This window comes from Clostridium sp. HBUAS56017 (assembly GCF_007115085.1).
GTDB classification, from domain to species: domain Bacteria; phylum Bacillota; class Clostridia; order Clostridiales; family Clostridiaceae; genus Clostridium; species Clostridium cibarium.
In genome coordinates this window covers 181,739-194,885 of the sequence record NZ_SULK01000004.1, presented here as the reverse complement: position 1 = coordinate 194,885, position 13,147 = coordinate 181,739, and the positions used below count along the sequence as shown (strand labels likewise).

Genomic DNA, 13,147 nt, shown 5'->3' with positions numbered 1-13,147 from the left:
TTCGATGAGAAAGGTGATAAAATGAAAAAAATAAAAATACTTCACTCAGCAGATCTTCATTTTGATACTCCTTTTAAAGAAGTAGGAGAAAAACAAAGAAAATTTAGTAAAGAAGAGTTAAAAGAAGTATTTATGAAAATCATATACTTTTGCAAAGAAAAATCTGTTGATATATTTCTTTTAGCTGGGGATATCTTTGATAATTTTACATTGAGTAAGGATACTTTATATTTTATTGAAAAAGCCTTTGAAGAAATAAAGGATACAAAAGTATTTATAAGTCCTGGGAATCATGATCCCTATATGAATACATCTTTTTACAAGTTAATTAAGTGGCCTGAGAATGTTCATATTTTTACATCTAAAATAGAAAAGGTATATGTGGATGATTTAGATGTTAATGTATGGGGTGGGGCTTTTGTAGATAAATATGTGAGAAGATCTATGTTAGATGGATTTGACGGCAATTCAGATAAAATAAACTTAATGGTTCTTCATGGTGAAATATCTAGTTCTAGTGAAGGAAATGAGTATAATCCAATTACTTTATCGGAAATAAGGGAGAGTGGAATGGATTATATAGCACTTGGACACAGGCATGGATTTAGTGGTATTAATAAAGAAGGATATACTTATTATGCATATAGTGGAAATCCTCAAGGACGAGGGTTTGATGAGCTTGGTGACAAGGGAATAATTTATGGGTTTATATCTAAAGGTATAGTAGATTTGCAATTTATTAAGACTTCAAAAAGAAACTATGAAGAGATTAAGATAGATATTTCAAATTCTTTTGGTTATGAAGAGGTTAAAAATATAATTTTAACTTCAATAGAGGAAAAGGAAAGACAAAAAAATTTGTATAAGATTATTTTGCATGGTGAAATTTCAGGAGACTTTAATATAGATGAAAGAATTTTAGATGAGAAACTTAATTCACATTTTTATTATTGCAAGATTGTAGATAAAACATCAGTTAAGCTAAATATAGAAGAACTTTCTAGAGGTTATTCAGTGAAAGCTATATTTGCAAAAAAGATTCAAAAGATGTTGGAAGAGTCAAGCACGGAGGAAGAAAGAGAAGTCATTAAGATGGCTTTCAAGATTGGTATGAGTAGCCTTACCGAGGGGGAGGTAAATATGGATGATTATTAAGATGTTAAAAATTGATAGTTTTGCTGGCATTGAGAAAAAGATCATAAACTTTGAAAAAGGTTTAAATTTAATTTATGGGGAAAATGAAACTGGGAAAAGTCGTATAGAGTCTTATATTAAGATTATGCTTTATGGGCTGTCACCTAAGCGAGGTAAAAATGAAAGTGATAGGAAAAAGTATTTGCCATTTAATAATAGGCATATAGAAGGAGAATTGGTAGTTGAACATAATGGAAGGGATTACCTCATAAAAAGGAGCTTTGGAAAGACTAAAAAAGAAGATATTTCAATGGTGTTAGATTATTTAACAGGTGAAGAAGAGAAGAATATAAATAAAGATGAGCCTGGTAAATATTTTTTGGGAATAAATAGAGCGACATTTGAAAAGACGTTATATATAGGACAACTAGCAGTTTCATTTACAAAAGATAAAGAAGAAGAGATTATGGATAAGATTACAGCTCTTTTGGGATGTAGTGAACATGAAGTGCCAGTAGCAAAAGCCTTAGAGAAGTTAGAGAGCATAAAAAAAGAATATGTAACTACTAGGGGAGTTGGAGCTTTAGATCTTTTGAAAAAAAAGCATTCATCTCTTTTAGAAGAGAGATATGAAGGATATAAGCTTTCAGAAGAAAATTTAGGTTTAGAACATAAACTTTTAGAACATAAGGCTGATAGAAAAAGAATAATTAACGAAATAGAAAAACTTGAGGTATATAAGAAATATTTAAAAAGAGTTAATCTTCAGAAAGAATACAAGGATATTACTGAATATCTTAAGAAATCTGAAGAACTTAAAAAGAAAGAAGAAGAGATTAAAAATGATTTGGAAAATGGTAAGGATATAATAGATGAAGCATTTATAGATGATTTAAAGGAAGTTAATAGATTATATCTGGTACTGTTAGATAAAAAAGAAGAGCTTAATGAAGAACTAACAAAGCAAAACATGGAACTAAAAGATAATGAAATAGAGTTAGAAAACTATAAGTTTTTAGATTTATTTGGGGAAAATATTAAAGAGAGACTTATTGAGATAAAGTATGAGCAGAAGACATTAGAAGATAAGATTTCTTACATGAAAGATATAGATAATTCTATAGTTTTGGATGAGAGAGAGTTAAACAATAAAAGAAATTTATTGGGAAATATAATAGCATTAGAAAATATAAAAGAAGATATAGAAGAAAAATTTAATTTATATGATGTAAAATTAAGGAGCATTAAGACAATTGCACAGAGTAATGATATAAATTTTGATTCAAAAGTAGATGTTAAGAAGGAAAATTTTAAAGTTTTAATTGGGGGGATTTTTTTAGCTATTGGCTTAGCTATGTTTTTTTTCGGTATGCCATTTATGATAATAGGAGGTATATCTGTGATAACAGGTGCTACCATAATATTAATGACTAATAGCAGGAAAAAGCAGATGAAATATAAGGAAAAGGAAATAGAGAAGCTTAGAAAAGAAATTAATAGTATTGAAGAAGTATTAGATGAAACCATGATAAAGCTAAAAATAAATGATTATGGAGAGCTAATAACATCAATAAAAAAGTATTCTATCTACAAAGAATATGAAGAAAGAATTTTAGTGCGATTAGAAGAAAAGAAAAAGATAATAGATAAAGGAGAGTATGAAGAAACTTTAAATAAATATAATAAAAATAAAGAAATGATAGATTCTCTTATAGGATTATCTTCATGCAAAGATTTAGAGGAAGTCCTTGAAGCAATAAGTATATACTCAAAGATTAGTGAAACCATAGAGGCTATTAAAGAAAAAAGATTTCAGTTAGCTGATTCTATAAAGAATATCAATATAGAATTAGAAATTAAAGAGAAAAAACTAAAAGCTAAATTAGAGATAATGGATTTAGACTTAGGAAACTTATTGGATATTGAGATTTATATTAAAGAATATAAAGAGAAAATAAAAAAGAAAAATGAGATACATGCAAATCTACAGTCTATGGAAGAAACTTATAAAGTATTATTAAAAGATAGAGATATAAATGAAATAAAAAATGAACTTAAGGATATTATTAATGAAAGCAATCAATATTCTTATGAGTCAGAAGAAGAGATTGAAGTTGAAGAAAAGAGAAAATCTAAAGAATTAATTGAAATAGAAAAAAATATAAAAGATTTAGAAAATAAAATAGCAAATAGGTATATTGGAAAAAGAGATTTAATTTTAATTGAAGAAGAAATTGAAGATATTAAGTCAGAAATAGAAAAGGATGAAAAGAAGGTAAAATCGCTCGATATAGCAATTAAAGCTATTGAAGAATCATTTCATGAAGTGCGTAGAGAGGTTGGTCCAACTTTAAATAATAATATAGCGAGCATATTTAAAGTTTTAACTAAAGAAAAGTATGAAGAAATAAAACTAGGGGAGAATTATGAAATGATGGTTCGAGATAAGAATAATTTATTTGCAGGAAATTATTTAAGTAATGGAGCTCTAGATCAACTGTATTTGTCTTTAAGATTAGCATTAATAGATATATTGTTTAATGGTGAAGAGAGGACAATTATATTAGATGATGCATTTGTACAATATGACAACCATAGAAGAGAAAAGGCATTACTACTAATTAATGAAAAAATAAAAGGACAAGGCTTGATATTTACATGTCATACATTAGAGAAGGAAATATTAGAAAATAATAAAATAGAATATAATCTTATAGCTCTATAAATTAATGTTGACAATTTAGAATGGTAGGACTAAAATAAAATAGCATTGCAAATGCAAATTATGTGCAATTAGAGGTGGAGTATGAGAAAGTTCTTATCAAAGATATTAATACTGATGACTATCCCTATGTTATTTGTTGGATGTGGAAAAAGTACTGAAAATGATGGAGATAAACTAAAAGTTGCAGTATCAATAAGTCCATTAAAGGAATTTACTGAAATAATCGGTGGGGATAAGGTAGATATATATACTGTAGTTAAGGAGAATATGGAACCTCATGACTTTGATTTTAGTCCATCAGATAAAAAGGCATTAAGTGATAGAAAGTTATTTATATATAATGGATTAGGCATGGAAGGATGGCTAGATCAAGTTAAGGAAGGAAATAAAGATACTAAATTAATCGATGCTAGTAAAAATGGAAATATAATAGTAGATAATGGGGTAGAAGATCCGCATATATGGCTAAGTTTGAAGGAAGCTACTAACGAATGTAATAACATAAAGGATGCACTAATAGAGGCTGATCCTGAAAATAGAGAGTATTATGAAGGAAACTATAATAAGTATAAACAAGAATTAGATTTATTATTTAATGAGTATTCACAAAAACTTGCTAGTATTAAAGGTAAAACTTTTGTGACTAGTCATGAGGCTTTTGCTTATCTTTGTAGAGATTATGGACTACAACAAAAAGCCATTAAAGGAATTTTTGATGAAGAAGCAGAAACTACTTTTAAAGATATGGAGAGCTTAGCTAATTATTGCAAGTCAGAGAATATAAAGATAATTTTCTCAGAAGGAAGTGAATCTCAAAAGGATTCGGATACATTAGCAAAAGCTATTAATGGTAAAGTTGTACCTATACATACTTTAGAAACAAAGGTTGAAGGCAAGAGTTATATAGAAGCAATGAAAGATAATTATGAAAAAATATATGCAGAGCTTAAATAGCATCTCTTTGGAGATGCTTTTTTTTATGTTAAATTTAAGCGAATAAGTATAAATTTTAAAGGAAATTATTAGGAAGTGTTGGATTTTCCTATTTATTGTGCTATCTTATAATTATAAAAGAAATGAGAGGTAATATATGAGTAGAGCAGAGGCATTTTACAATGAAAATATAGAAAAAAATAAAAGTGAAATATGTAATTTAAACAAAAAAATAGAAGTGATAGGATGGTGTAGACTTGTAATCCTTATATCAGGATTAATCTTCTCTTACAGAAGTTATAAAAGTCAAGGTTTCTTAACAGCTGTTGGCATATTGTCTATGACGGCATTAATATTTTTGGCTGTGGCATTTATACACGGTAAGATTATAGGAAAGAGAGAAAAGTTAGATATTGAATTAGAATTTAATGAAAAAGGATTGAAAAGATTAAAGGGAGAATATAAGGAATTTGAAGATGATGGGAAAGAATTGCTTGAAGAAAATCACGCATTTGCAGATGACTTAGATATATTCGGGAAAAACTCTTTATTTCAAATGATAAACACTACAAGAACTCTAAGTGGAAGAAGAAAACTTGGAGAAATACTTTCATTAAAAAAACTACCAAATAAAAATTCAATTAAAGAAAGACAAGTATCTATTAAAGAGTTAGGAGAAAAGGTAAAATGGAGACAGCAATTATATGTAGATGCAACTTTCAAAAAGAAAAAAGGTGAAGAACTTGAAGAATTAATAAAATGGGGAAAAGAAAGTTCAACCGGAGACAATTTAAGAATTGGAGTTGCAAGTTTATTCATTTTAATTACAGCTGTAATAATATTTTTATGTATTGTGAAAGTAATACCTTTTTCATTTTTAATACTTAATTTTATGATAAACTATGTAGTGATAAAAGTATTAACAAAGGATAGAAATGAAGTTATAGAATTATTTAATTCAATAAAAAATAGTGTTAAAGCTTATTCTAATATATTAACTTTGATAGAAGATGAAAGTTTTAATAGCCCTTATTTAAATAGATTAAAGGAAAAGCTTAAAGATGATTCAGGTTTATTATGTAAAAATGAAATGAGAAAGTTATCTAATTTACTTGATTGGGTTGGAGATTCAGCAGGAAATGCCTATTTCTTTATTTTGAATGTAGTAGTGTTTGCCGATGTGTTTATATTGTTTAATTTAAACAGATGGAGAAAAATAAATGGTTCAAAAATTGAAAATTGGTTAGAAGTCATGGGAGAATTTGATGCTCTTGCAAGTATTTCTAACTTAAGTTTTGATTATGAAGATTGGTGTTATGCTGAAATAACAGATGAAAGTGGAGTTGTTGGTAGGGAAATAAAACATCCATTAATCGGTGACAGAGCTGTAGCAAATGATTATGAATTAATAAAGCCTAAGCAAATAACTTTAATTACAGGATCCAATATGTCAGGTAAAAGTACATTTTTAAGGACTGTGGGAATAAATCTTATATTAAGCTATATAGGAGCACCATGTTCAGCAAAAAGTTTTAAATGTAGTATAATGAACATTTATACTTGCATGAGGACTAAGGATAACCTGGAAGAAAGTATATCTTCTTTCTATGCTGAGATATTAAGAATAAAACTTATTATAGAAGCATGTAAGCGTGGAGAAAAGTTATTTTTCTTATTAGATGAAATATTTAAGGGCACAAATTCTAAGGATAGGCATACAGGGGCAACAGTTTTAGTAAAACAACTAGCTGATAATGGAGCAACAGGATTATTGTCAACTCATGATTTAGAATTATGTGATTTAGAAGAAGAAATGAAGGAAATAGAAAATTATAATTTTAGAGAATATTATAAGGATAATAAAATAAACTTTGATTATAAGTTAAGAAGAGGAAAAAGTACTACTCAAAATGCAGTATATTTAATGAAACTTGCTGGAATAGAAATAAAAAAGTAAATGATAAGGATGATGGTGGTGAAACATAAAAAAAATGGGACCTATAATAAAGATTATAAGCAGAATGATAGAAGCTATAGAAAAATAGTCATCATTTTAATTTCTACTATTATGATTTCATTATCAGTTTCACTCCTATGCTTTAGTAAACAGGTAGATACTCAAGGAGAAGAAAATGTTGAAGAGCATAGTAATTTAAATGAAGAAGCAGAAAAAGAAAGTATTAGAAAAAAAGAAGAAGATATAGAAATTTCAATGCAGAAGATTAACAAAATATCTAAAAAGGTAAGTGAAATTGTAGGAGATAAAAAGGAGTCATACGGGATTTTTTATTATGATATAAACAGCGGACTACAATATACATTGAATTCAGATGTAGGGTTTCATGCAGCGAGTACTATAAAGGTACCTATTGCAATGATGATTGCTGACAAGTTAGATAATAATGAGATTACAAAAGATACAAAAATCAAATATGAGGAGTCAGATAATTGTGATGGAGCAGGGGAACTACAGGGAAGAGTTTCAAAGGGAGATGAATTTCCGGTAATTGATCTACTTAAATATATGATAGAAGATTCGGATAACATTGCTACATCTATGTTAAAAAAATCTATAGGAAGTGTTTCTTCTTATATTTATAATTTAACAGAAATAAGCATGATAGGAGAATCTAATTTTATTACTCCAAGGCAAAGTGGTATTCTGCTAAAGAAGATATATGAGAAGGCAGAAGAAGATAATAACTATAGAGATATTATTAATTTAATGTTAAAAACTAATACTCACGATAGGTTAGATAAAAAAATACCTAAAAATATGGTTGCTCATAAGATTGGTGATTATGAGAATTATGTTAATGATATTGGTGTAATATATAGTGAAAGGCCATATATATTGTGTATCTATACAAAGGATGTTATGGAAGAAGGTAGAGAAAACATAGCTGATATTTCTAAAGTAATTTATGATATTACGTTGGACAAGCTATAGTTTTTATAATAAATGTAGAATAAAATAAATATAATTTAACTAGAAATATGAGGAGAGAATTATGAATATAGCATTTTTTCTTACACCTAAAAATGAAGTGGTCTGCGAAAATGTTGATGCAACGATGAGACAAGTAATGGAAAGGATGGAGCATCACGGATATACAGCGATACCTCTTATTGATAAAAGTGGTAAGTATGTAGGTACATTAACAGAAGGAGATTTGTTATGGAAACTTAAGAATACTCCTGATTTGAATTTTAAAAATACTGAATCTGTTAAAATAAGTGATATTGAAAGAAGAGTTTATCATAAAAGCGTTTCAATAAATGCAGATATAGAAAGCTTGATAAATTTAGCGGTTAATCAAAATTTTGTACCAGTGGTAGATGATAATGGTATTTTTATCGGGATTATAAAGAGAAGTGATATAATAAATTATTGCTTTAGTGAATTAAATAAAATAAGAAAAGAATTATAAATTTTAAGGTTAGCTAAAATTGTGAATTTTAGCTAACCTTTTTTAATAATCAGATTCTTGATAAGCTTGAACTACAGAGTCAAATTCAAATGAATCGGTTATTTCCCCAAAATCATCTGATTTAATTCCAGGGTAGTAATATAGGACTAATTTATCATCTGGATTATACATGTTTTCTAGAAAAATATATAATTTTTCTAGCCTACAATTTTCAACTACGGCAAGTACTTTATACTTATTTGCTTCACCAGTATCGTTGTTAGTAAGATCTAGATTGAAATTAGTATAAGTTCTTACATTAAATTTATCTTTATCACAAGATTTTAATAAGGATCCTTCCTTGCAAGATGAGCAGCTACTAAATTTGCATTCAAATGAACAATTGAGACATTGACATTTTGAGCAGCTTTCTAGTTGCTTAAATGTTGATAAATTATTTTGTTTAAACCTTTGTAAATTAGTAATTCTTTCATCATCTTTAAACATATTAAAAAAAGATTTTTTCTTTGAATCTAATTCACTAGAATTAAGCTTAGTCATATATTCTTTTAGAATACCCACCTTTGTGTAATATCTTCGTGTCATTAAATCTTTTTCTTCAACAAAAGGTGAGATTTCACTTATGGCATAAGTTATGTCGGTAAATATTTTACCCCAGTAATCTTTTTCTTTATCTATGAAATCTATACTTTTAGTCATAATATACCTACTATTGTTGAGTTTTATATTTTTGAAGTTCTAAATCTAAATCAACGTTATCAAGTTTAGCAAATTCGCTTTCAAAATCATCTACTTCTCTAAGTTCACCTAATCCTTGAGCCATTGATTCTTCTCTTGCGATTTTTCTTTCTATATTATCAATTTGTATTGAGTTAGACTTAGTTTTGACATCAGCTAATACTTCATTTACTTTTTTAGAAGCTTGTGCACTAGAGTACCTAGCAGCTGCTTCATCTCTATAGCTTCTAGTCTTATCTATTTCATCTTGAAGAGCTTTTAGATTTTTCTTTAAAGTATCAGCTTGTACTTTTGATGTTTCATAAGTAGCCTTTAAAGTTTCATATCTTTTATCACTATCAACTTTCTTGCTTAAAGCTCTTTTAGCTAAATCTTCATTACCTTTTGCAAGAGCTAATTTGACTTTTTCATCAAAATCAGCAGATTCTTTTTTTGCTAATTCCATTTTTTTCTCTATTTCATGAACATTACCTAGAACTTGTGCTGAATTTAGTTTTGCTTTGCTCAATTGTTCTTCCATATCTTTAATTTTTTGATCTAATAATTCTATTGGATTTTCCATTTCATCCAATGTAGTATTTACTTTTGCTCTTAACATATTTGACATTCTTGAAAAAATTCCCATAAAAGTAACCTCCTAAGATTTGTTATTTTCTTTTATACTTTTGATAAATTTTAATTATAAATATAATAATCATAAATATAATTAAAAGTTTTATAACTGAAGATATTATTGATCCACCGCCAAAAAAGAATGGAATAGGGAACCAAGATCTTCGATAGGAACTACCGCCCCATCCACTATTACCACTAGAGTAGCTTCCTGAATCATTATTTGTATTTTTATCTGTTGAACTAGAAGAATTTTTATCTGTTGAAGAATATGAACCAGATTTAAAATCTTTACTACTAGAACTACTCTTGCCAGATGAAAAACCTCCAGATTTGAAGCCAGATGAACTTTTACTGCTAGAACCAGTTTTTGCCTGGACTATTGTAATTGTATTACTTTGGTTAAAAGGTATAGATACTGGACTTGTAATTACATTAGAAAACACAAATAAAAGTGCAAAGATAGAAGTTAAAACAATCTTTTTTACTAGTCTTTTAATAATATCACCCCCCAAAATGATACAGTGTATATATATTATAGTATATTATATAACAAAAATTTAAGCAATGAAGAGGAAAAGAAGAACTTAATAAAAACTTAATTATATTGTAAGACTTGGATATGTTTATATTTTGGATACTCAATACTTGTATAATAGATATCCTTCGTATAAAATTAGAATTAAGTTAAGATTATATGTAGGGAGTGAATTTTGATGGCAAATGAAACTATAAACGATAGTATGGAAGGTCTATTAGCAGATTATGATGTTAAGAGAATAAAGCAAGGAGATATTTTAAAGGGAAAAGTTATAGATGTAAATGATAAAGAAGTTTCTGTAAATATAAATTATGCTTTTGATGGACTTATAACTAAAGAAGAGTTAACATACGATGACACAAATCCTTTAGATGTAGTAAAGAAGGATGATGAGTTAGATGTATATGTTATATCCCCTAATGATGGAGAAGGTTATGTTCTTTTATCAAGAGTTAGGGCATTAGAGGTTACAGAAAAAGAAAATATAAAAAGTGCTTTTGAAAATGAAGAGATTATTTCTGTAAAAGTTAAGGAAGTTGTAAAAGGTGGAGTAGTTGCTTACTATGGAGGTATTAGAGTATTTATTCCAGGATCTCAAATTAGCAGAGAAAGAGTTGAGTTAGAAACAGTTGTAGGTAAAGTTCTTGAAGTTAAAATAATTGAACTAGATTTCAGAAATAGAAAGGTAGTTGCTTCAAGAAGAGTTATAGAAGAAAAGGAATATGAAAAAAACAAAAAAGAGGCTTGGGCAAAAGTTAAGTCTGGCGAGAAGAGAAGCGGTGTTGTAACAAGAATAGCTAAGTTTGGAGCATTTGTAGATATTGGAGGAATCGAAGGATTAATTCATTTAAACGATTTATCATGGGAAAGAGTGCATAAGGCAGAAGATGTAGTTAATGTAGGAGACAAAGTTGAAGTTTTTGTTGGAGAAGTAGATAGAGATAGAGAAAGGTTGGCATTAGTACTTAAGGATGTAGAAAAGGAACCTTGGAAAGTTCATGGTGATTCAATAAAAGATGGAGAAATATTTGATGGAACAGTAACTAGGTTAGCTTCGTTTGGAGCTTTTGTTGAAGTTCTACCAGGGGTTGAAGGATTAGTACATATAAGCGAAATAACAGATGAAAATATAACAAAGCCAGCAGATGTTTTAAAGACAGGACAAAAAGTTAAAGTTAAGGTGTTAAATGTTGATAAAGAAAATAAAAAATTAAGCTTAAGCATAAAAGATGCAGATGAAAAGAGCAAAGAATACTTACAATATAATGATCAAGAAGAGGGCATAAGCTTAGGAGAATTATTCAAAGATTTTAAATTTGAATAAAGATAAGAATGATATTTATTTTTTATGTTGTAACAAGAAGATAAGCTATCTTTAAGCAAAATAAAGATAGCTTATCTTTTTATTATGTACATTGTGAATTTATAGAAAAGATATTTAATGATTATAGTTTTTCTATTTTCATCATGTTAGTTCCACCAGTATGAGTAGTTGGCATTCCAGCGGCAACTATTACATCATCACCTTTTCTAGCAACATTTAAATCATATACGGTCTTTTTAGCTTCTACCAAAATGTCATCAGTGTTATTAAACATTTCACATTTAGTAGGATGAACTCCAAAAGTTAAAGCTAAAGCTCTTCTAACTTCTTCGTATGGAGTTATAGCTATAATAGGAGATTTTGGTCTATATTTTGATAGTAATCTTGCAGTAGAGCCACTCTTTGTTGCAGCAACAATTGCCTTAGCATTTAAAGCTGAAGCTGTTCTACATGTTGAATAGCTAATTGCATCAGCATATTCAGTTAACGAAGATTCAGCTAAATGTTTAGAAATTTGGTCATAATCTAAGTTAGCTTCAGCTTCTTGAGCTATTCTTGCCATAGTTTCAGCAGCTTCTTTTGGGAAACTACCTGAAGCACTTTCGCCAGAAAGCATAATAGCGTCAGTTCCGTCAAATATTGCATTACATATATCAGAGGCCTCAGCTCTAGTTGGAAGTGAATTCCTTATCATAGAATCAAGCATTTGGGTAGCTGTAATTACAGTTTTGCCAGCTTTTCTACATTTTTTAATAATCATTTTTTGGATTATAGGAACTCTTTCTATAGGAATTTCAACTCCCATGTCACCTCTTGCAACCATAACACAATCAGTTACATCGATGATGGAGTCAATATTGTCAACACCTTCTTGATTTTCAATTTTAGCTATTACTTGAATGTTCTCTCCACCATATTTCTTTAGAACTCTTTTTACTTCTAATATATCACTAGCTTTTCTTATGAAAGAGGCAGCTATATAGTCTACACCTGTTTCACATCCAAAGGCTATATCATCTATATCTTTTTCAGTAATTGATGGAAGTTTAATTTTTACGTTAGGTACATTAACACCTTTGTGATTTTTTATCATTCCACCAACTTTTACCTTACACTTGATTTCTTTACCAACAACTTGTATTATTTCGAATTTTAATAAACCATCATCTACTAAGATGCTTCCGCCAACTTCTACATCTTTATATAATATATCATAAGATATTGAACATTTTGTATTATCTCCAAGCAATTCTTCACCACATATAAATGAAAATTCTTGTCCTTTTACAAGTTCAACACCATCATTTACAAAATTATGAGTTCTAATTTTTGGCCCTTTAATATCCAATATGATGGCAGTTGGTGAATCCATTTCTCCTCTTATTTTCTTTATTAGGTCAATCTTTTCTTTATGCGTCTCATGGGTTCCGTGTGAAAAATTTAACCTTGCGGCACTCATACCAATGTTTATAAATTTTCTAAGCATTTTTTCATTATCACTAGCTGGACCGATTGTAAAAATCATTTTTGTTTTTTGCATATTTTAAGTAACCTCCTAAGATTTATTAATGATTAGTCATATTAAATATTATTAGCATAAACGCTTATAATAATATTGGATTATTTTGAAAATAATTAAATAAAGATATACAATATGGTATACTAAAACTAATCTTAGTATAATATTAACACATTATGGACGAAAGGGA

The 13,147-nt window shown here is 28.4% G+C and carries 11 protein-coding genes; 7 read left to right on the top strand and 4 right to left on the bottom strand.

Annotation, left to right across the window (positions count from 1 at the left end; genetic code table 11):
- Window positions 1-21: 21 nt before the first annotated feature.
- The 6 genes from FAY47_RS06070 (at window position 22) to FAY47_RS06045 (ending at window position 8,223) form a co-directional block, all read left to right on the top strand.
- Window positions 22-1,155: a metallophosphoesterase gene (locus FAY47_RS06070; RefSeq protein ID WP_143315682.1), complete on the top strand. Its 1,134-nt coding sequence runs from the start codon at window positions 22-24 to the stop codon at window positions 1,153-1,155.
- A complete protein-coding gene (locus tag FAY47_RS06065) occupies window positions 1,145-3,859 on the top strand; it encodes an AAA family ATPase (protein ID WP_143315680.1) in 2,715 nt (904 codons plus the stop codon). Before FAY47_RS06070 ends, FAY47_RS06065 begins: the two co-directional genes overlap by 11 nt.
- Before the next feature lie 81 nt (window positions 3,860-3,940).
- A complete protein-coding gene (locus FAY47_RS06060; RefSeq protein ID WP_143315678.1) occupies window positions 3,941-4,813 on the top strand; it encodes a zinc ABC transporter substrate-binding protein in 873 nt (290 codons plus the stop codon).
- Between the two features lie 136 nt (window positions 4,814-4,949).
- A complete protein-coding gene (locus FAY47_RS06055) occupies window positions 4,950-6,749 on the top strand; it encodes a MutS family DNA mismatch repair protein (RefSeq protein ID WP_143315676.1) in 1,800 nt (599 codons plus the stop codon).
- 18 nt (window positions 6,750-6,767) lie between these two features.
- A complete protein-coding gene (locus FAY47_RS06050; protein ID WP_185966743.1) occupies window positions 6,768-7,742 on the top strand; it encodes a serine hydrolase in 975 nt (324 codons plus the stop codon).
- A gap of 61 nt (window positions 7,743-7,803) precedes the next feature.
- On the top strand, window positions 7,804-8,223 hold the full coding sequence (locus FAY47_RS06045; protein ID WP_143315672.1) for a CBS domain-containing protein: 420 nt from the start codon (window positions 7,804-7,806) through the stop codon (window positions 8,221-8,223).
- Window positions 8,224-8,265: 42 nt separating this feature from the next.
- On the opposite strand, the gene FAY47_RS06040 is transcribed toward FAY47_RS06045, so the two are convergent.
- The 3 genes from FAY47_RS06040 to FAY47_RS06030 are packed head-to-tail and all read right to left on the bottom strand — an operon-like array spanning window position 8,266 to window position 10,019.
- Window positions 8,266-8,922: a DUF1292 domain-containing protein gene (locus FAY47_RS06040; protein ID WP_143315670.1), complete on the bottom strand. Its 657-nt coding sequence runs from the start codon at window positions 8,920-8,922 to the stop codon at window positions 8,266-8,268.
- 10 nt (window positions 8,923-8,932) lie between these two features.
- Entirely contained in the window at window positions 8,933-9,586 is a 654-nt protein-coding gene (locus FAY47_RS06035; RefSeq protein WP_143315668.1) for a PspA/IM30 family protein, read from the bottom strand.
- A 22-nt stretch (window positions 9,587-9,608) separates the two neighbouring features.
- Window positions 9,609-10,019: a hypothetical protein gene (locus FAY47_RS06030; RefSeq protein WP_207706226.1), complete on the bottom strand. Its 411-nt coding sequence runs from the start codon at window positions 10,017-10,019 to the stop codon at window positions 9,609-9,611.
- Window positions 10,020-10,289: 270 nt separating this feature from the next.
- Between FAY47_RS06030 and rpsA the strand changes: the two genes are divergently transcribed.
- Window positions 10,290-11,438, top strand: coding sequence for a 30S ribosomal protein S1 (gene rpsA, locus FAY47_RS06025; RefSeq protein WP_143315666.1), 1,149 nt, complete (start codon window positions 10,290-10,292; stop codon window positions 11,436-11,438).
- A gap of 121 nt (window positions 11,439-11,559) precedes the next feature.
- Here the strand turns inward: rpsA and pyk are convergent, their stop codons facing one another.
- Entirely contained in the window at window positions 11,560-12,978 is a 1,419-nt protein-coding gene (gene pyk / locus FAY47_RS06020; RefSeq protein ID WP_143315664.1) for a pyruvate kinase, read from the bottom strand.
- Between the last annotated feature and the right edge of the window lie 169 nt (window positions 12,979-13,147).